Source organism: Pinirhizobacter soli (assembly GCF_015905305.1).
GTDB lineage: Bacteria > Pseudomonadota > Gammaproteobacteria > Xanthomonadales > Rhodanobacteraceae > Pinirhizobacter > Pinirhizobacter soli.
In genome coordinates this window covers 530,804-550,972 of the sequence record NZ_JADZLQ010000002.1, presented here as the reverse complement: position 1 = coordinate 550,972, position 20,169 = coordinate 530,804, and the positions used below count along the sequence as shown (strand labels likewise).

Genomic DNA, 20,169 nt, shown 5'->3' with positions numbered 1-20,169 from the left:
TGACGTTTCCATGCGCTCGTTGGGGCCTTGTGATGTCGGACTTCCGGTATCGCGCCTTCATCAGCTACAGCCACCAGGACAAAGCCTGGGCGGGCTGGTTGCACCGGGCGCTGGAGACCTACGTCATCCCCAAGCGGCTGGTGGGTACGGAAACGCCCGCTGGCATCATTCCCCGCCGATGGGCACCGATCTTCCGCGACAGCGACGAACTGGCCAGCGCCGGCGATCTCGGCCGCAAGGTCAACGAAGCACTGGCGCAATCGGACTGCCTGATCGTGATCTGTTCGCCCGACGCTGCGCGTTCGCGATGGGTGAACGAGGAAGTGCTGGCGTTCAAACGGCTGGGCCGTAGCGACCGCATCTTCTGCCTGGTCGTGGCGGGCGAACCCAATGCCAGCCTGCTCCCGGGACGCGAAGCGGAGGAATGCTTCGCACCGGCGTTGCGCCATCGCATCGCCCCGGATCACACCCTGAGCTCCGACACCGTCGAACCGATGGCCGCCGACGTGCGAGCGGGCAAGGACACCCGCGCCAACGCCAAATACAAACTCATCGCCGGCATGCTCGACATCGACTTCGATGCGTTGAAGCGCCGCGAGCTGCAGCGGCGCACGCGGCGCACGGCGATGCTTGCGGCAGTGGCGCTGTGCGTAATGGCCGTGACCACGGTGCTGGCCATCGTCGCCTTCGTCGCCCGGCACGAAGCGGTGGTGGCAAGCCACGCCGCCGAGCGAAGGCAGAAACAGGCCGAGGACCTCGTCAGCTTCATGCTGGGCGACTTGAACGACAAACTCGCCCAGGCTTCCCGTCTGGACATCATGGAATCGGTGGACGACAAGGCCATGGCTTACTTCCAGGCCCAGCCCACCGCGGATGTCAACGACCAGGCCCTTGAGCAGCGCGCCGTGGCGCTGGGAAAGATCGGCAGCGTGCGGTTGGACCAGGGGCGGCTGTCGCTGGCGATGGAGGCCTTCCAGGCGTCCCTGGCGCTCACCTCACGACTTGCCGGGGAAGCCCCCGCCGACATCGGTCGGCAGCTGGCCCACGCCGATACATGGTCGTACATCGGCATGATCGGTTGGCGGCAGGGCAAGCTCGACGACGCCGAACGCAGCTTCGCCTCGGGGCAGGCGATCCTGGAGCGTGCCGCCGCACGTGCGCCCGATGACGCGCGCGTCGCCTTCCAGCGCATCACCTTCCACAACAACATGGGCCACGTGATGGAAGCCCGCGGCCAGCTCGATGCCGCCGCCCGGCAGTACCAGGACATGCTCACCCTGGCACAGCACCTGGCCACCGCGGCGCCTGGCAACATCGACTGGCCGACCGCCATTGGCGAGGCCTCGAACAACCTGGGGAGGCTGGCGCTGCTGCATGGCGACCTTGCCAATGCCGTCGCGCAATACATGGCGGCCGAAACCATCCAGATGGGGCTTGCCGCCGCCAACCCAAAAGATGCCAGCCGGCGCGACGACCTGCTTACCGTGCACGCCATCGTCGGTCGCACCCAGGCGCTGGCCGGCGACGTGCAGCCGGGCATGGATCGCTTGCAGCGTGCCGTGGACATGGCTGCCCAGCTGAAGGTGCTTGATCCGGGCAATACCGACTACCAGGAGCACCAGGCGCTGTATGCCATCCAGCTCGGTCGCCTGCATCGCCTCACCGGCGACATGGCCGGCGCTGCGAAGCTCGCCCGCGAGGCGCTGGTGATCTTCGAAGGCCTTGCCCGGCACGATGCCGACAACGCTGTCTGGCAGCGCGAGTACGCCGAAGCGCTGGTGGAACAATCCGCGCAATCGCGCGCATCGGGCGACGCCGATGCCGCTCGCCGCCAGGCGACGTCTGCGTTGCATTTGCTTGATCCTCTCTTCAAGCAGCAACCCGACGACCGCGCCACGTTGCTGGCCATCGTCGCTTCAAGGCTTTCCCTGGCCGCGGTCGCTGCTGATGCAACCGCCGCCGGCACGCTGCGCAACGACGCATTGGCGTCGTTGCAGTCAGCCCGCAGCGGCCAGGGCGATCCAAGGTTGCTGGCGCTGCAGGCCATCACATTGCTTTCGCTCGAGCGCAGGGCCGAGGCGATGCCGGTGGTCAAGGCGCTTTGGGCGAGCGGCTACCGTGATCCGGCCTTGCTGAAGGTATTGCGCGATGAACAGATCGACTACCCGCAGAACCTGGCCTTCCAGCGCGAACTGCTGGCGGCCACGGGTGGCCATGCGGAACTGACAGGAAGCGAGATAGCGCGATCGACAGGCGACGAATAAGACTGGCAGCCATCAACGACGGAGACATCCTCATGAGCGGCAATCGCAACGACGACGACGAGCAGGAACAGGCACCCGCCGACGAACAGGAAGATCGTTCCAACGACCGTGAGCAGGAATTCGAGCGCGCCAACACGCCGAAGCGTTCCACCACCACCAACCCGAGGATCAAGAGCACGTGAGGTTTCGGCGCGGAAAGCACCCATGACCCCGTTGGTCATCGGCGTCACCAGCCATCGCGATATTCCTGCGGGCGAGATCGAGCCGATACGCCTTCGGGTGCGTGCGTTCTTCGAGCGGCTCAAAGCCGATTTTCCGGGCCTGCCGATGGTGGTGCTTTCCGCGCTCGCCGAGGGCGGCGACCAGCTGGTGGCGGAGGAAGCCCTGGATGCGGGAGCACGGCTGGTGGCGCCGTTGCCGTTGCCGCGGGATCTCTACATCGACGATTTCAACGATCCGCAGGTACGCGCCAATTTCGAGCGCCTTTGCAGCCATGCCGAGGTGGTATTGCTGCCGCGGCTGATGGAAAAACCCCGCCACGTGATCGGCCTGCCCGGGCAGGCGCGCGACCGCCAGTACGCCACCACCGGCGTATACATCGCCAGCCATTGCCACATCCTGCTGGCGATCTGGGATGGCAACGAAGCCGGGGGACTCGGTGGTACCGCTCAGATCGTGCACTACCACCTGACCGGCACGCCTCCGGGCCTGGTGGAACGGCACGTGCACGCGCGCCATGTGCTCGGCGGCGGCGATGAGAGCCTGCTGTACCACGTGGTGAGCTCGCGCGACGGCAATGGCGATGGGGACGGTGACGACCCGGCGCAGGGGCTTCAGTCCCTGCAGGAAGGCTGGCGCACCACCGATGAGCCCGGATTCTCCCAGGTGATGCCCACGGATTTTCGCCTGATGTTTTCGCGCATGGCCGAGTTCAACGACGAATGCGTGCGTCATGCCGATGCCATCAAGGCTGCTCCCTCATCGATGCCCGGCACCCACGGAAGCGCCACCGAGACGATCGACCGCGTGTTCCATGCCGCCGACTGGCTCGCTGTGCATTTCCGGCGCCGCGTGGTGACGGCGCTGCGCCTGACCTACACCCTGGCGGCGATGATGGGGATCGCCTTCACCCTGTACGCGCACATGCCGGGCAACGACTCGTTGATCTACCTGTTCCTGGCACTGTTCGCCACCGGCGGCGTGGTGGCCATCCTTGCTCACCGCCGCGGATGGCACCGTAAGTACCTTGACTACCGCGCGCTCGCCGAGGGTCTTCGGGTGCAATCGTGCTGGCATCGCGCTGGTATATCAGCCAGCGCCGACCACGAGTTCGCGCACGATAATTTCCTGCAGAAGCAGAACATCGAACTGGGCTGGATCCGCAACGTGATGCGCGCAGCCAGCCTGGACGCATCGGTCCACCCAGAAGAACCCTCCGACGCCGCGTTGGCCGCGGTGATCGCCGAGTGGGTGGGCGAGTCGGGGAAATCCGGCCAACTGCACTACTACGAGGTCAAGACGGCCGAGCGCACGGGCTTGCACCACATCACCGAGATGATCGGTTCGATCAGCCTGTGGGGAGGTATCTCTATCAGCGTGTTCCTTGCGGTGTTCGCGCTGAAGCTGTCCGAGCACGCCAAGGTGTCACTGGTCACCACCATGGCCGTGCTATCCATCGCCGCCGCCGTGCGCGAAGCCTATGCGTACCGCAAGGCCGATCGCGAGCTGATCCGCCAGTACCGTTTCATGCAGCGGATCTTCGGCAGCGCCCGGGCAGCCCTCGATCGCACGAACAACCCGGCCATCCAGCGCTCCATCCTGCTGGCGCTGGGCGATGCGGCGCTCACCGAGCACGCCGAATGGACGCTGATGCAGCGCGAGCGGCAAGTGGAGCACAGCAAGCTTTGACGGGTCCAGGCGGATGAACGCGATCGGCTAACGCTTGAACCAGGGAAAAAGGCCGGTCCTCGGGGATGTTGCGTAGGCAATACGCGCAGGAATGCTGAGCGTAACGCGAGTTCCGTTTCCCGGAAGGGACTCGATGGAAAGTTTCGCTGACATCTGCTTGGCGCGCTCGCGCATGCCCATCAAGCCCCAGTGTCCCGGCCGCTCACCTGTATCAAGGATAGCTTGATCAATGCCCGTGCCATTGTCGTGCACCTCAAGCAACAATGCATCGTGACGATAGTCCAGACGAACGGTCAAGAGGCTTCCTTCGGAATGCGCATAGGCATTGCACATGGCCTCTTTCATGACGAATGACACCTCTTCAAAAATTTCCCTGTTCAGCTTTCGCTCGTGGCCAACGATAGAGGCGTCCAATGTCATCCCAGGGTGACTTGCATGTTCTTTGTCAAAGAAGGACATGACCTCAGCGAGGTTGCCGTATTCCTCGGAACGCAAGCGGGACACTTGATCCCTGCTTTCCACGATGATCCCGCGAGCTTGGTCGAGTGTTTGATTAAGAAACTGTCGCTCCACAGCCTCTTCGGGAAGCGGAAGCCGGTCTACACCAACCTGCACTTTCATCAGTAGTCCCGGAAACCCTTGAAGCAAGGTGTCGTGCAGATCACGTGCGATCCGTTCTCTTTCCGCATGCCGTGCTTCCAGGCGAACGCGCAGTCGACGATTGACTTGGCGTAGGCGAAATACAAAAGCCTGCCAAAGTGCGAGTACCGCCAGGCATATGCAGAGCACGATAAACCAAGCCGTTTGGTAGAACGCGGGCTTTATGCTGAACTCAATGCCTCTACCTGCGTTGTTCCAGACGCCATCTTCATTGGCTCCTATGACATCAAAGTGGTGGTGCCCGGGTCCAAGATTTGAATAGCTCACTTCTCGTTGCGAGCCCACATCGCGCCAATCGTTATCCAGGCTACGCATGCGAATTTTTGCGTCCACACGTTCGGGCATGGTCATGCTCAGCACGGAGAAGGCGATCCGGATGTTCTCCGTATGCGCCGGCAATATCAGTCCGTCTTCTGGCTTATAGATTTTCCCATCCGCCTCGACAGAGTCGATGATCACTTGAGGTGGCAAGGGATTGGAGATCAATTGCGCGGGGTCGAGCCAGACGACGCCATTACTGGTGGCAAACCAGAGCCTCCCATCGGTACTTTTGACGGCCGATGGCAGCGGAAATTGCAACGCGGGGGAGCCGGGCAGTCCATCCAGTGTGCCGAACTTTCGAAAATGTATCGGATACGATGAATCTACCTCGGCCTGACGCACGTCATTTACCGGCAGCTGGAATACACCGTCCAGCGTATGAACCCATAAATCGCCCCGTGCAGAGAATACGATCCCCGTGACGTTTTTCAACGAGCCGCCATCTGCCAGCCGCACCATCTTCAAACGCAGCCCATCCATGTAGCCAAGGCCATCGCTCCCTCCAATCCACAAGCGATGACCGTCCTGTTGAAAGGCTTTGGTATCGCCAATCGCCACGCCCTGAAGGGGACCCAGCGTGGTGGGGTTATCCCCATCAGCCACGACGATCCGATTGTTCCTGTAGCCTAGCCATATCCGTCCTTTGTCATCGGTAAAATCAGTGCGCGGAGTTCCACTGATAGCCGATTTCTTCCAATGGCCTTTTGCCCATGTATACAGCCCTGCTCCGGTTGGGCCGCCAGCCGATACCCATAACGTATCGTGCAGGTCTTTGGTTATCGCCAAGACAAGCGCAAACGCCTCCGCATCGGCATTAGGGCGATTTGCCAGATGCTCGGCACCTGTTTCGCTCATCTTCCAAATGCCGGTGGTTCCTCCTATATAGACCGCGCCTTCGCGATCAGCATATGCCGCAAGCGTGTATGGTGGGACGTCAAACGTCCTGACCTGCGAGTCTTTGAGTTCCATGACGGGTTTTGAGGAACTCCCTGTCCAGACCGCTCCATCCACTCCGGTAGTCAGTGCGAAATCGTGGGTGCCGGATGGAAAAGGAGCCGGTGTGAAATTGCTGCGGCTGAACCGATCCAGGCCCGCGCCAGTGCCGACCCAGGTGTTGCCCTCTCGATCGATCAGCAGCGGCCACGCGTAGTCACCGCTCAGTCCATTAGAGCTGTTGAACGACTCAATTTTTGCGTTCAACGAAGACAGATCAGCGTCTTGGTTGATTGCGTTGGACGAGAGATGGCGTACACCATCGCCCAGCCCATTGAGCCAGAGGCCGCCCTGCCGATCGAATAGCATGCGCTCAGTGGAGGTCGTCGTAATGCTTCCAGGAGCCCGAACTGGCATCCCTTTGCCGGGTGTCCAGCGCTCAATGGCTCCGCGCAGATGCGCGACCCATATGCTGCCATCGGGAGCTTCCACGATGTGACTTACGTATGCCCCTTGTTCCAAAGGCACAAATTGCTTGGCATCCGCGGCACGATAAAATAGGCCTGCGGCAGTACCTGCCCAGAAGGCGCCGTCTCGCGCAATCAACAAGGCTGGAGCGTAGCCACTCTTGAGCCCCAGGTCGCCACCGATGCTCTTCCAATGCTCTGCGACAAGTGTGTAGAGATAGCCGGCGCCGTAAAGCCAAATCGCGCCATGGTTATCCTCGGTAAACCCTTCAATAAGAGCGTTGTCGGGAAGTCCCGCTTTTGAACCGTACTGAGTGACATGACCGCCTTTGAGAAAATCTACCCCGCCGGACTCGTAACTGATCCAGAGGCCACCGTCCGAACTGGCATACAAGCCGTAGACAGAGCGCCTCGACGGTGATTGCTCTTCCAGGCGCTTGAAGCGAGCACCGTCAAAACGAAACAAGCCGTGGTCGGTGCCAATCCACAAGTAGCCATCCAATGTTTGCGCCAGTGAGCTCACTCCCGTGGGCGCACCGTTTTTTCCGGTCCAAGCCACATGCTTGTAACGATCGAGCGTCCATGGACGGGGATCGGCATGGGTCGGACATGACGCCAAAAGGATGCTGGTAGCCAGCACCGATCCACAGAACGCCCGAACCATATTCCACTTATGGCGCCATGCGAATACAAAATGACCGTGGATCGTCATGCGGAATGATTCCAGGCACGTTGTTGGTGCGGTTTGGCTTCGCCCGACCTTTTTTAACCCGCGTAGCTTTTATACATATCCGGTCAACCTCGTACAAGCCGACGGAAACTGCGCTGCGCTAGCGTTGGACACCGCGTGGCAGGAGAAACCGATGCGCATCGTCCATTTCGAGAAAGGGGGTGTGCCTGGAATCGGGGCGGATGACGGCTCGGGTTGGCATGGCCTTATGGCAAGCGAAAGGGGATTTCCAGGCACGCTCCCCGAGTTGATCGCACAGCGAGCCGATTTGCTGCGCACAGGCACCGCGCTTCTGCGCAAGCACGCCATCGACCTGAACACAGTTCAGATACTCCCCCCGGTACCCAAGCCACCGAAGATCCTCTGTGTCGGTCTCAACTACGATGATCACCTTGAGGAAAGCGGACTCAAGAAGCCGGTCTATCCCGAAATTTTCGCGCGGTTCGCGACGAGTCTGATCGCCCACGGCGAGCCAATCCGCGTGCCGAGCGAATCGAGCGCACTCGATTATGAGGCGGAGCTCGCCGTGGTCATTGGCCGGGGAGGGCGCCGCATCGACCGCGACAAAGCCCTCGACCATGTAGCGGGCTACTCCCTGTTCAACGATGCGACTATCCGCGATTTCCAGCTTCGCACGCCGCAATGGACGATGGGCAAGAATTTCGATGGCACAGGGGCGTTCGGCCCCTGGTTGGTGACGCCCGATGCCCTGCCGCCGGGGGGCTACGGGCTGCACATCCAGGGTCGCTTGAACGGTCAAGTGATGCAGGACTCCTCTATCGACAAGCTCATTTTCAGTGTCCCGGCGCTGATCGAGATGATCAGCGTCGCGATCAGCCTGGAGCCGGGTGACGTGATCATCACCGGAACACCCGGCGGCGTTGGGGCCGCACGCAAGCCACCTGTTTACATGCGGCCGGGGGACGTCTTCGAAGCGGAGATCGAGAGGCTGGGTGTCTTGAGCAATCCCATCCAGCGCGAGTCACAAGAGGACGTAACTCGATGAGTAGGAAGCTATTTTCCGCCAACCCTGCGCACTTAGGCCGAGGCGATGGGCCATCCCAGAACGATGCAGTCCCAGACTCTCTGGTCGACGGTACGCCAAGTGATCTGAAGACGGACCTCATCGCCCTTCTGGGAAAGCACAACGTCCTGCACAGAGCAATCGACCTGGTACGGTTTGCCTCCGATGCGAGCCCATATCGGCTCATTCCCCAAGTCGTCGTGCAACCCCGTACCACCGATGACATCGCGAAGCTTTTCCGCTACTGCGGCGAGAACGGCAGGCACGCGACGCTCCGCGCCGCGGGAACCAGCCTGAACGGTCAGTCCCTATCGGACGATCTCCTCATCGATGTACGCCGACATTGGTACGGCGCCAGGGTGGAGGACGGCGGCTACAGAGTGCGTGCGCGTACCGGGATGATCCTGGGACACATCAACGCCATGCTCGTGCGACATGGCCGGCGGCTCGGACCGGATCCGGCAAGTTTGAATGCATGCACCGTCGGTGGCGTGATTGCCAACAACTCCGGAGGCATGCGCTGTACCGTCAAAAATGATGCGTATCAGACTGTTTCGGCGATGACATTCGTAACGGCCTCCGGCGCCGTTATCGACACCTCGGCCTCCGACGCGGAGGCCGCATTCGAACGAGCCGAACCTGATCTTGCGAGAGGACTGCTGGGGCTGCGCGAAGAGCTGCTTGCCGATCCGGAGTTGACCGACCGCGTGCGACGCAAGTATTCGATACGGAACACCCATGGCTACCGACTCTGTGCGTTGCTCGACGGTGAAACGCCACTTGAGATCTTTCGTCGTCTTCTCGTGGGATCCGAGGGCACGCTGGGGTTCGTTGCCGAAGCGGTGATCGGCACCGTTCCTGCCCCTAACGTGACCAGCGTCGCCTGGATAGCAGTCCCAACCATCGACGAAGCGGTCAGCCTCGTGCCCAGCCTCGTCGCTCTCGGAGCAACAGCCGTCGAATTGATGGTCGCTCCTGCTCTAACCGCCGCCGGCAATGCCTTCGCGAACACGCCTTGCTATTGGAGAACGCTCGATCCGAGTGCCGCGGCTCTGCTCGTGGAGTTCGGTGCGCAGGACACGCAGGCGCTGGAGGTTTTGCAGAACAAGGTCTTCGAGTTGACGGCCAGCGCCCATCTACTTCACCCCGTGGAGTTCACCAGCGTGGAGGAAGCGGTCGAGTTGGCATGGCATGTGCGCGAAGGACTGCTCGGGTTGGTCGGCAAGCTGCGACCGAAGGGCTCCACGCTCATCACCGAGGACGTGTGCTTTCCGCCAGAACGCCTGGCGCAAGGAGCCAGGGACGTCCAGGAGCTGCTGAGCAAGCATGGCTTCATCCCTGGAGTCGCCGGCCACGCCGCGCATGGAAATCTTCACTTCACGCTGGTCGCGGACTTTGGCGATCCAAAGGACCTCGCACGGTACGAGATCTTCATGAAGGAACTCGTCGAACTTGTCATCCGCAAGCACGACGGTTCGCTAAAGGCCGAGCACGGTACCGGCCTCAACATGGCGCCTTTCGTGGAATCGGAATGGGGTGCAAAGGCCACCGCCATGATGTGGCGAATCAAGCAGCTCGCCGATCCCAAAGGTATTCTGGGACCGAACGTCATCCTGACTCGCAATGCAAAACTCCACCTGGAGAATCTGAAATCGGTGCCGCTGATCGAGAACGTCACCGATTCCGTGCAATGCATCGAGTGCGGATTTTGCGAACCGGTCTGCCCCAGCCGCAATGTCACGATGACACCAAGGCAGCGGATCGTGACCAGGCGTGAAATGGCCCGCCAATCGCCCGGATCACCGGTGCTTGCCCAGTTGCAGGAGGAGTATCAGTACGACGGCATCGAGACCTGCGCCGGCGATGGCACATGCGCAATTCCCTGCCCGATAGGAATCAACACCGGTGCGCTGATCCGCGAATTCCGCGCGATGGAAACCACGACGGGGGCGGACAATGTCGCGCTGCGACTCGCCAGGAACTGGAGCACGGTCGAGACGCTAGCCCGAGGCAGCCTGTCCGCTACGCATGCTTTCTACAAGCTGCTTGGAGTCAAGCCGCTGACGGCATTGACCGGGGTTGCGCGAGCCGTCGCGAGTCCCGACCTGATACCCAGTGTGCCAGGTCCTATGCCTCGGGCAGCCCGGGCTCCATCGTCGACCCCAAAGAACGGTGCCGCAGCCGTCTACTTTCCCGCCTGCATCAATCGGATGTTTGGCCGCGATCCGGATGGCCCGGCTTCGCCGTCTTTGCCGGAGGCATTCGTCGCCCTGTCCGAACGCGCCGGAAAACCGTTGTGGATCCCGCCCGATGTCTCCGGCCTATGTTGCTCCACTCCCTGGAAGTCGAAAGCCTATCCCAAAGGCCACGAGTTCATGGCCAAGTCCATCGCCGACGCCATGCTGCGCTGGAGTGACGGCGGCGCGCTCCCGATTGTCGTCGACGCGGCATCGTGCACTCTTGCTCTTGGCCAGGATATAGTTTCCATACTCGACGATGAGACCAAGGCCAAGTACGAGAGCCTGACCATCATCGACTCGATAGCCTGGTGTCGCGACCTGCTTCCGAAGTTGACGATCCGGCGAAAACTCGGGCGCATCGCCGTGCATCCAACGTGCTCCATCACGCATTTGGGTTTGGCCAAGACGCTCAAGCAAATCGCCACGCAGTTGGCCGATGATGTCGAGGTGCCGATCGGTACGACCTGTTGTGGCACGGCAGGGGATAGAGGGCTGCTACATCCTGAGCTCGTGGTCTCGGCGACCCGCGAGGTCAAAGCCGTCCTGGATGCCCACCCGGCCGAGGCCTACATTTCGGCGAACCGAACCTGCGAGATGGGCCTTCGGCATGCGACCGGGCGACCGTATGAGTCGTTTGTTTTCCTGCTTGAGGAATTGAGTCGTCCAGAGTGACGCTGACGAGCGACCATCGAAAAGGAAGCGTCCCATGCCATACACCGACTACAAATGTTTCCAGTTCGCCTTTGATTCTGGAGTCGCGTTTGTCAGCATCAATCACCCGCCGATCAATCTTCTTGATGAAGTTCTGTCGCCGGAATTAGACAGGCTCGGCAGGGAGCTCGAAACCGACGAGAGCGTCCGGGTCATCGTCTTGCAGAGCGCTCTGCCTGATTTCTTCATTGCCCACTCCGGTTTGGGCCGGGTTGGCGCCGCTTCGAAATTGGTGTCGCATACGCGCAGCTTTCGTCTTACACAGATGATCGGCGAGCGGTTCAGGAACATGCCCAAGGTGACCATCGCCAAAGTCGAAGGACGGTGCCGGGGCGGTGGGAGTGAGATCGCACTGGCTGCGGACATGTGCTTTGCTGCCTTAGGCAAGGCGATCTTTGGCCATCCGGAGGTTGCGGTTGGACTTGTTCCGGGCGGCGGGGCTACGCAACGATTGCCACGGGTCATGGGGCGCGCACGCGCGCTGGAGGTGCTCCTGAGTTGCAATGATTTCTCCGCGGAGCTGGCAGAGCTTTACGGCTATATCAATCGAGCATTGCCGGCGGATGAGTTGACGCCCTTTGTCGAGAAACTGGCTCGCCGTATCGCCTCATTTCCTGCGCACACCCTCGCTCACGTCAAGGCGGCCGTGGATATTGGAGCATTTGGCTCTTTGGCGGAGGGCCTTCTGGTGGAAGCCCATGAATCCGATTTGAGTGTGGCCAGCGAGGTGTCGCAAGCGCGCGTGAAGGAAGCATTGAAGGTCGGCGCTGAAACTTATGAAGGCGAATTGGAGATGGATTTTCTGGAGAGACTCTCCCCGGCTGGCTAGCTGTTCGACTAGCGACCGACGGATCCAGGCGGATGAACGAGGCGGGCTTTCTACTCCCGCGCGACCGGGTCATGGGGCTTTCACGTGGTAGATGGCAGGGATGCTTCGACTCATCCGCTGCGTTCATCCGCCCGGCAGGGCTCGCCAGGGGAATACGCCACCGTCGGATCGACATGGGGAAGGTGGCGGGCTAGCCAGGTTGAGACCCGTGAAAGAGAAAACGGTCGGACTTGCGTCCGCCTGGCTGCCCGCCAAAATGGCGCGGTAAACCTCGGGTACCGCAGGCACGCCTGCGGTACCCGATTCTTCTCTCTTTCGCGGGTGTCTCAAACCCGGTTGTCGATGCACTGACAACGCGAACATGTTCCACGAAGCCGGCACGCAGTTCCATCGGGCTGGTCGGAAAGTTGCCAGTGGATTGCGATGGAAGCATGCTCAATTTTTGCTCGGCGGTTATCCACGCCCGATGGGGACAGTCATTGGGAAAGCCTGTGGATAACCCGGCATGGGATATGCCGCGACAAGGGTTTGCGTCACCTTGCTTACGATGTGCTCACCCCGATCGAGGGACGACTTCGTGTCTTAGCTCATCGCCAGCAGCGACGCATTGCCCAGTGCCAAACCAATCGCCGTCGCGGCGATCACATCCGACGGATAGTGCAACCCTAAGATCACCCGCGAAGCTCCCACCAGCGCCGTGAAACCGATCAGCAACGGCGCCAGCACGGGGAAATAGTGCACGGCCACCACGGTGAAGCTCACCGCCTGCAGCGTGTGGCCCGAGGGAAAGCTGAATTCATCCAGTGGCGGAATATGCGCGATCACGCCCGGGCAGTTGCGGAAGGGGCGGGGGCGGCGCGTCCAGCGCTTAAGCACTCGGTAGAGCTGCAGGGCGATCAGGCCGGTGAGCAGCATCTGGCCCGCCGCCTGCATGCCGCGCCAACCGCCGGCCACGGCCAGGATGGCGATCACGGCGTACCAGAAGATGCCATCGCCCAGCCGGCTTATCACGCCGAAGAAGGCACCCACGGTGCTGCGCGTGCCCCAGCGGTTGGCGGCGAGGGTAACGCGGCGGTCAAGCCGTTGCGGACGTGGCATGGTGCTCATGGCTGCGCTCCGTGACCAAGCTTTTCAGAAGTCGTTCGAAATCGGCGATCACGGCGCCCGGCGCCAGCGACGAAACCCCGTGCCGCGCGGCGCGGCCCATGGCATGTAACTGGCGCAGGTCGCTGGCGACGCAGGCGGCGCAGTTGATGAAGCTTTTCTCGTTGCCGCTTTCGATGCGCACGCCATTCACGCCATCGACCACGTGCTCGCGCGCGGCGCCCTCGTCGTAGGCCACCACCGGCACGCCGGCGGCCAGCGCTTCCAGCACGACATTGCCGAACGTTTCGGACAGGCTGGGGAAAACGAATAGATCGGCGCTGGCGTAGTGCGCGGCGAGGTCTTCGCCGCTACGCATGCCGGCGAAAACAAAGTCCGGATGTGCCGCCTGCAGCGCGGCGCGTTCCGGGCCATCGCCCACCCACACGTAGAGCGCCTTTGGGTGGCGTGCCTTGGCAGCCTCGAAGGAAGCCAGGGCGAGCGGCAAATTCTTCTCCGCGGCAATGCGGCCGACGTACAGCACCACCAGGGTGTCTTCGTCGGCACCCCAGGAAGCGCGTAGTGCATCGTCGCGGCGCGAGGGATGGAACAGATCGACATCCACCGCGCGGCGCAGCAGGCGCGAATTGACGATGCCCATGGCCTCGAGCTCCGCGGCCAGTCCACGGGTAGGCACCAGGGTGGCGTGGGCGCGGTTGTGGAAGCGGCGCAGGTGTTTGCGCACCAGCGGGGTGAGCCATTTCACGCCGTAGTGGCCGGCGTAGGCGTCGAAGCGGGTGTGAAAGCCGGTCGCCACCGGGATGCCCAGGCGAATCGCGGCGCGCATCGCGGCCCAGCCCAGTGGGCCTTCGGTGGCCACGTAAACCGCATCCGGGCGGTCGCGCTTCCAGCGCGCCACCAGACGGCCGGTGACAGGCAGGCCAAAACGCAGGCCCGGGTAGCGCGGCAGGCCCACGCCCGGGGTTTGCAGTGCCTCGATGCCTGGTTCGTCGGCGAAGGGCGCGTGGCCCGGCTGGCGGGGTCGGACCAGGTCCACCGCATGGCCGCGGGCGGCCATGCCGGCTGCCAGGCTATGGACGGTCAAGGCCACGCCGTTGACTTCCGGCGGGTAGGTCTCGGTAACGATGCCGATGCGCATGGCGCACTCCCTGCGGGCTTGAACCATTCTTAGTTGTCTGCATGGCAGTGGGATGATGGGTCCATGACGGCCGCAAGACACCGCGGAACCGGCTAAAATCGCCGGTCACCCTCGCTTTGCGGCCCCTGTAATGACCGTCCGTACCCGTTTTGCCCCCAGTCCCACCGGATTCCTGCACATCGGCGGCGCCCGTACGGCGCTGTATTGCTGGCTGGAGGCACGCCGCCGCGGCGGCGATTTCATCCTGCGCATCGAGGATACCGACCGCGAGCGCTCCACCGACGAGGCGGTACAGGCCATCATCGACGGTATGGCCTGGCTGGGCCTGGTCCACGACGAGGGCCCCATCTACCAGACCCATCGCATGGACCGTTACCGCGAGGTAGCGGAAAAACTGCTGGCAGAGGGAAAGGCGTATTACGCCTACGAGACAAAGGAAGAGATCGAAGCCATGCGCGAGGCGGCCATGGCGGCCGGCCTCAAGCCCCGTTACAACGGCTTTTACCGCGATCGCGCCGAACCCCTCCGCGACGACCCGAACCGGGTGATCCGCTTCCGAAACCCCTCGGAGGGCTCGGTAGTGTTCGACGACAAGGTCAAGGGCCGCATCGAGTGGAGCAACACCGAGCTCGACGACTTCGTGATTTTCCGCTCCGATGGTTTCCCCACCTATAACTTCGCCGTGGTGGTGGACGACATCGACATGGGCATCACCGAGGTGATCCGCGGCGACGACCACGTCAACAACACACCGCGCCAGATCAACGTGTATCACGCGCTGGGCGCGCCGGTACCGGAGTTTGCGCACCTGCCGATGATCCTGGGCCCCGATGGCCAGAAACTTTCCAAGCGCCACGGCGCGGTAAGCGTGATGCAGTACCGCGACGACGGCTTCCTGCCGCATGCGTTGCTCAATTACCTCGTGCGCCTTGGCTGGTCCCACGGCGACCAGGAGATTTTCTCCGTCGAGGAAATGACGAGACTGTTCGACATCGCCGATGTGAACAAGGCTGCCTCGCGATTCGACGTCACCAAGCTTTCGTGGCTGAACCAGCAATACCTCAAGAACGACAACCCGGCCGATATCGCCGCGGAGTTCACGTGGCATCTGCAGCAGGCGGGCATTGATCCGTCCACCGGGCCGAAACCTAAGGACGTGATCGTCGCCTTGCGTGACCGCGTGCAAACCCTTAAGGAAATGGCCGAGCGCGCACGCACCTGGTATGCGCCTATCACCGAGTGGGATCCGAAGGCTGTTGAAAAACACCTTCGCAACGACACCGCGGTGCCGGTGCTGAACGCTTCCCGCGAAGCCCTGGCGGCCCTGCCCGAGTGGGCGCCCGAGGCGATCCACGGTGTGGTCGAGGCGGTGGCGGCGAAGCTTGCGCTGGGCATGGGCAAGGTGGCGGCGCCGCTTCGGGTGGCCATGACGGGCACCCAGGTGTCGCCGTCGATCGAGCACACGGTGTACCTGGCCGGAAGGGAAGGGGCACTGGCCCGCATCGACGACGCCATTGCCCGCAGCGGCGCCTGACCCCATATTCAACCTCTAGCGACTGACCAGGCCGGCCTTTGGACGAGCTTTTTGCGCGGATGATGCATGGCGTGAACCCTGACGATCCGGGGGCCTTCATGCACATCTTCGCCAACCTGATGGCGATGGTGCCCTGGTTCTGGCTCACGGTGTCTTCGCTGGCCTTCGTGGCCGTGGGTGGCTGGATCGGCCACCGCCGTGGACAGGCTTGGCTGGGCGCGGTCTGGGGCGCCACCTTGGGCCCCATCGGGTGGTGGTTTGCCTGGCGGATAAAACCACTGCCGCCGCCGTTGCCGCGCCCGGCGTATGATCGGCGCAAGGAGTAACCCGTGAACACCAAGCCTTCCGAAAACCACCACGAGCATCACCACGACGACGCCATCGGCTTCGTGCGTGCGGTGGAAACCGCCAGCACCGAGCGTGGCCTGCGGCTGACGCCGTTGCGGCGCGAGGTCCTGCAGCTGGTGGCGCGTGCCGGAAAGCCGGTGAAGGCCTACGATCTGCTGGATAGCCTTCGCGACACCCACGGCAATGCAGCTCCGCCTACCGTGTACCGCGCGCTCGATTTCCTGCTCGAGAACGGCTTCATCCACAAGCTCGAGTCGATCAACGCCTACGTCGCCTGCCACCATCCGGCCGAACAGCATCAGGTGCCTTTCCTGATCTGCGACGTCTGCGACGGTGCCCAGGAAGTGTGTGATCCACGTGTGGCCGAACTGATCGAAGCCCAGGCGCGCACCTTCGGTTTCACGCCGCAGGGGCAGACTGTGGAAGTACATGGGGTTTGCAAGAACTGTCGTTAGAGCGTTCTTTGCAAACAATGCACGGGTAGGGGAATTCCTGCATCGATTCGGCGCATTTTCTGAATGTGCTGCATAGGTTCGTGCGTGCATAATCATCTCGTGCCGGGGCGCTCATGCCATGGCGGTAACCACGATGAACAGCATGGAACCCTTGTGCCAAACGATGTCATTCCCATGAGCGACGGTTCAGTACCGCATCGATCCATCTTCACGCCCATCGAGATCGTACAGCTGGATAGGCGAGTGACCCGGCTTGAAGTAGTAACTGAGAGCGTCTCCGCGCGGCTCGACGAGCAGAAGGTGGAGTTTCGGGATTTCCGGGCTGAAATGAATGCCCGGTTTGACAAGGTCGATAGTCGGTTCGATAAGTCCGAAGCAAAGGTCGATGACCGGTTCGATAAGTCCGAAGCGAAGGTCGATGGTCGGTTCGATAAGTCCGAAGCGAAGGTCGATGGTCGGTTCGACAAGATCGACGATCGATTCGATAAATTCGAAGCAAAGGTCGATGACCGGTTCAACAAGGTTGCCGATCGGTTCAACAAGTTCGAAGCGAAGGTCGATGGCCGGCTAGATAAGTTCGAAGCAAAGATCGAAAAACTCGATTCAAAGTTTGATGTGAAGTTCGATCGTGTTGACGCACGGTTCGATGAAGTTCGCATCCACGCGCGCTCAGACTTCCACCTGCTCTTCGGAAGCCTGATTGCCTCGGCGCTTGGCCTTGCAGGAATGATGGCCAAGGGATTTGGCTGGTTCTGATAACCAAAAGAAACAGGGCGCGGCATCACGCCGCGCCCTGTGGGGTTCGCCGCCGTGGAGGGTGCGTCGGGAGGGGATGACGCCGTCGGCGAACGGTGGCCGCTTGTGGGCCATGCATGGGAACGGGGCAGGGTGGGATCGGTTGACAGACGTATAGACGTCCGAATGAACTTTCGATGGCGCAAGAACCGACGGTTTTATGTCCGGGTTAAAAAGGCTTGCGTTAGGGGCGTTATAAAGTAACAATACGCGTCCCATGCGGCCTCCCCACGCCATCTCCTCCATGAACCAGCCACCCGAGCCGGAAGTCCGCAAGCGTTGGTGGCACCTGGCTGATCGCCTGGGCGCGACGGCTTCCTTCCTGTGTGCCGTCCACTGCGCCGCGTTGCCCTTCGTGTTGGTCTTCCTGCCCTTGCTGGGGCTCCAGTTCCTGGCCAGCCACACCTTTGAGAAGGGCTTCGTGCTGTTTGCCTGCCTGCTGGCCACGATCACGCTACTGAGCGGTTACCGCCGTCACCGGCGGCGCCTGGCACTGGGACTGGTGCTGCCGGGCCTCTTGCTGCTGATCGCCGGGATCACCGTGCTGCACGATACCGGCTCGTTGTTGCTGCACAGCGTGCTGGTGACATGTGGTGGCCTGCTGGTGGCCTCGGCGCACTTCGTGAACCTGCGATTCGACCGCATCCACGTGCATGGCCCTGCGTGCGCACACTGAATGGTCCGCCGCGCCTGCGATTGTGTAACGCGCGCCACGGTTCCTAGCATTACCCCATGGCACACCATCACGACCACGATCATCACGGGCACCAGCACGGTTCCGCGCCAGGGGGCATGTCCACCCAGCGGAAGCTTCTGATCGCCTTCGTGCTGACGACCGTGATGATGGTGGTGGAGGCCCTTGGCGGCGTCTGGTCAGGTTCTCTGGCCCTGCTAGCCGACGCGGGTCATATGCTGGTGGACGCGTTGGCCATGCTGCTGGCCTTCTGTGGCGCCTGGTTTGCCACGCGCCCGGCCGACGAGAAGCGAACCTTCGGCTACGGGCGCATGGAAGTGCTTGCCGGGTTCGTCAATGCGCTCACCCAGTTCGTGCTGATCGTGTTCATCGCCTACGAGGCGGTGCAACGGCTGTTTTCACCCACTCCCATCCTTTCCGGCGTCATGTTGATCGTGGCCGTGATCGGCCTTGCCGTTAACGTGCTGGTGTTGAGCACGTTGCACGGCCACGACAAGGACGACGTCAATATTGCCGGCGCCAGCCTGCACGTGCTGGGCGACCTTTTAGGCTCCGTGGCGGCCATCGTCGCCGCACTGGCCGTGCGCTGGCTGGGCTGGCTATGGGCCGATCCCGTGCTTTCGGTGCTGGTGTGCCTGCTTATCCTGCGCAGTGCCTGGATGCTGCTACGCCGGTCCTCGCATATCCTGCTCGAAGGGACCCCCGAAGGCGTGAAGCCGGAGGATGTCGAGGCGGTACTGAAGGCTGCTGATCCCGGTATCGCCGACATCCACCATGTGCATATCTGGCAGGTAGCCAGTGGCTCGCGGATGGCAACGCTCCATGCCGAGGTCCATGAAGGGGCCAATGCGGCGGCGGTGCTTGATGCCATCAAACGCACGCTGCTGGATCGCTATGGCATCGGCCACGCCACGGTGCAGATCGATCCGGGCCCCTGTCCGGACATGGATGAGACTTGCGGGGGGCACGCACAGCCTTGACCGGATTGACGAAATTTCCCCGCCCTTGCGCTTTGGCGGCCGGCTGATAAGCTGGTCGACCATCAACACATTAAATTCTAAGGAGTTTCCCATGGGTAAGGGCGATCGCAAGACCCGTCGTGGCAAGACCTACCGCGGCAGCTATGGAAAAAACCGCCCGCATACCGCAGTGGCTCCTGCTGTCGCCGGCAAGCCGGCCGTGGTGGCCAAGCCCGCCGCCGTGAAGAAGGCTGCCCCGGTGCGCAAGAAGTCCGCCTGATCCATCGGTTCACCGCTGGATGAAAAAACCCCGCCTTGGCGGGGTTTTTGTTTGGGCCGCGGCAAAAGCGCGGCTAGCGCACCGCCGAGGTATCGAAATGGGGGTTGTGGATCAGGCCCAGACGATTGCCGAAAGGGTCGGCCACCGACGCCACGCGGATGTCGCCGCCTACGTTGGTTACGGGCTCGATTTCCGTTGCACCAAGCTCAAGCGCGCGCCTGAAGGCGGCTTCGATGTCAGCGGCAGCCCAGTAGGCCTGTACGCCAGCGGTGGAGGGCTCGCCGTCGGGCAGGAGGCCCAATTCGAACCCACCCACCGAGAAGCCGACATAGAACGGCTCGTCGAAATAGGGCTCGGCTTCGAGCAACAGGGATCACGCGTGTTCGGCATATTGCGGCAGGTCGTCGGTGATCTGATGCCAGGGTGCTTTCGAACCCACGAAAATGTGGTGGGCGGGGCGGATCGCCGGGGCATCGACTAGCGTGCCCATCGCCACATGCACATATGCGCCTTCCCTTACGACGGAATAAAGCAGCGAACCGCATGTCGCGCAGTGGGTATCGTTACCCTCGACATCGCCGACCATCTGCAATGCATCGCTACTGCAGGTGGCCACCAGCTTTGAGCGCTCGATGCCAGCGAAAGGCTTGAACGCCGATCCCGTGGTTCGCCTGCAGTTGGAACAGTGGCAATAGGCCGCATAAAGAAATTCGTCGGGGACAAGGTAGGTCGCCGCACCGCAATAGCACGAGCCGGTAAGCATTTTCTTCATGGA

18 protein-coding genes are annotated in these 20,169 nt (G+C 62.0%); 13 read left to right on the top strand and 5 right to left on the bottom strand.

Annotation, left to right across the window (positions count from 1 at the left end; translation table 11 throughout):
* The first annotated feature begins 32 nt into the window (after positions 1–32).
* The 3 genes from NDK18_RS12360 to NDK18_RS12350 are packed head-to-tail and all read left to right on the top strand — an operon-like array spanning position 33 to position 4,172.
* Complete coding sequence (locus NDK18_RS12360; protein WP_250627929.1) at positions 33–2,264, top strand: toll/interleukin-1 receptor domain-containing protein; 2,232 nt, start codon at positions 33–35, stop codon at positions 2,262–2,264.
* A gap of 32 nt (positions 2,265–2,296) precedes the next feature.
* The gene (locus NDK18_RS12355) at positions 2,297–2,446 is read left to right on the top strand and encodes a hypothetical protein (RefSeq protein ID WP_250623828.1); all 150 of its coding nucleotides are present in this window, start codon (positions 2,297–2,299) and stop codon (positions 2,444–2,446) included.
* A 22-nt stretch (positions 2,447–2,468) separates the two neighbouring features.
* Positions 2,469–4,172 carry a hypothetical protein gene (locus tag NDK18_RS12350; RefSeq protein ID WP_250627928.1) on the top strand — a complete coding sequence of 568 codons (1,704 nt, stop codon included), beginning with the start codon at positions 2,469–2,471 and terminating at the stop codon, positions 4,170–4,172.
* Positions 4,173–4,199: 27 nt separating this feature from the next.
* On the opposite strand, the gene NDK18_RS12345 is transcribed toward NDK18_RS12350, so the two are convergent.
* On the bottom strand, positions 4,200–7,265 hold the full coding sequence (locus tag NDK18_RS12345) for a sensor histidine kinase (RefSeq protein ID WP_250627927.1): 3,066 nt from the start codon (positions 7,263–7,265) through the stop codon (positions 4,200–4,202).
* A 151-nt stretch (positions 7,266–7,416) separates the two neighbouring features.
* On the opposite strand from NDK18_RS12345, the gene NDK18_RS12340 reads away from it, so the two are divergent.
* From NDK18_RS12340 to NDK18_RS12330, 3 genes are read left to right on the top strand one after another with little or no spacing between them, the layout of a single operon-like run.
* Positions 7,417–8,289: a fumarylacetoacetate hydrolase family protein gene (locus tag NDK18_RS12340; protein WP_250627926.1), complete on the top strand. Its 873-nt coding sequence runs from the start codon at positions 7,417–7,419 to the stop codon at positions 8,287–8,289.
* On the top strand, positions 8,286–11,219 hold the full coding sequence (locus NDK18_RS12335) for an FAD-binding and (Fe-S)-binding domain-containing protein (RefSeq protein WP_250623824.1): 2,934 nt from the start codon (positions 8,286–8,288) through the stop codon (positions 11,217–11,219). The genes NDK18_RS12340 and NDK18_RS12335 overlap by 4 nt, the downstream gene beginning before the upstream one ends.
* A gap of 34 nt (positions 11,220–11,253) precedes the next feature.
* Complete coding sequence (locus NDK18_RS12330; RefSeq protein WP_250623823.1) at positions 11,254–12,087, top strand: enoyl-CoA hydratase/isomerase family protein; 834 nt, start codon at positions 11,254–11,256, stop codon at positions 12,085–12,087.
* A 582-nt stretch (positions 12,088–12,669) separates the two neighbouring features.
* On the opposite strand, the gene NDK18_RS12325 is transcribed toward NDK18_RS12330, so the two are convergent.
* The gene (locus tag NDK18_RS12325) at positions 12,670–13,194 is read right to left on the bottom strand and encodes a phosphatase PAP2 family protein (RefSeq protein WP_250623822.1); all 525 of its coding nucleotides are present in this window, start codon (positions 13,192–13,194) and stop codon (positions 12,670–12,672) included.
* Complete coding sequence (locus tag NDK18_RS12320; RefSeq protein ID WP_250623821.1) at positions 13,163–14,329, bottom strand: glycosyltransferase family 4 protein; 1,167 nt, start codon at positions 14,327–14,329, stop codon at positions 13,163–13,165. Before NDK18_RS12320 ends, NDK18_RS12325 begins: the two co-directional genes overlap by 32 nt.
* 130 nt (positions 14,330–14,459) lie before the next feature.
* On the opposite strand from NDK18_RS12320, the gene gltX reads away from it, so the two are divergent.
* The 7 genes from gltX (at position 14,460) to NDK18_RS12285 (ending at position 19,394) form a co-directional block, all read left to right on the top strand.
* Positions 14,460–15,863, top strand: a complete 1,404-nt coding sequence (gene gltX / locus NDK18_RS12315; protein ID WP_250627925.1) for a glutamate--tRNA ligase — start codon at positions 14,460–14,462, stop codon at positions 15,861–15,863.
* 98 nt (positions 15,864–15,961) lie between these two features.
* On the top strand, positions 15,962–16,189 hold the full coding sequence (locus tag NDK18_RS12310) for a hypothetical protein (RefSeq protein WP_250623819.1): 228 nt from the start codon (positions 15,962–15,964) through the stop codon (positions 16,187–16,189).
* 3 nt (positions 16,190–16,192) lie between these two features.
* Positions 16,193–16,666: a transcriptional repressor gene (locus tag NDK18_RS12305; RefSeq protein WP_250623818.1), complete on the top strand. Its 474-nt coding sequence runs from the start codon at positions 16,193–16,195 to the stop codon at positions 16,664–16,666.
* 174 nt (positions 16,667–16,840) lie between these two features.
* Complete coding sequence (locus NDK18_RS12300; protein WP_250627924.1) at positions 16,841–17,422, top strand: hypothetical protein; 582 nt, start codon at positions 16,841–16,843, stop codon at positions 17,420–17,422.
* A 283-nt stretch (positions 17,423–17,705) separates the two neighbouring features.
* Positions 17,706–18,137 (top strand): MerC domain-containing protein, encoded by a 432-nt coding sequence (locus tag NDK18_RS12295; RefSeq protein ID WP_250624432.1) that lies wholly within the window; start codon positions 17,706–17,708, stop codon positions 18,135–18,137.
* Positions 18,138–18,253: 116 nt separating this feature from the next.
* Complete coding sequence (locus NDK18_RS12290) at positions 18,254–19,135, top strand: cation diffusion facilitator family transporter (RefSeq protein ID WP_250627923.1); 882 nt, start codon at positions 18,254–18,256, stop codon at positions 19,133–19,135.
* Positions 19,136–19,226: 91 nt separating this feature from the next.
* Positions 19,227–19,394 (top strand): 30S ribosomal protein THX, encoded by a 168-nt coding sequence (locus NDK18_RS12285; protein WP_250623815.1) that lies wholly within the window; start codon positions 19,227–19,229, stop codon positions 19,392–19,394.
* A 73-nt stretch (positions 19,395–19,467) separates the two neighbouring features.
* On the opposite strand, the gene NDK18_RS12280 is transcribed toward NDK18_RS12285, so the two are convergent.
* Positions 19,468–19,761 (bottom strand): VOC family protein, encoded by a 294-nt coding sequence (locus NDK18_RS12280; protein ID WP_250627922.1) that lies wholly within the window; start codon positions 19,759–19,761, stop codon positions 19,468–19,470.
* Positions 19,762–19,767: 6 nt separating this feature from the next.
* Complete coding sequence (locus NDK18_RS12275; protein WP_250627921.1) at positions 19,768–20,166, bottom strand: GFA family protein; 399 nt, start codon at positions 20,164–20,166, stop codon at positions 19,768–19,770.
* Positions 20,167–20,169: the final 3 nt, after the last annotated feature.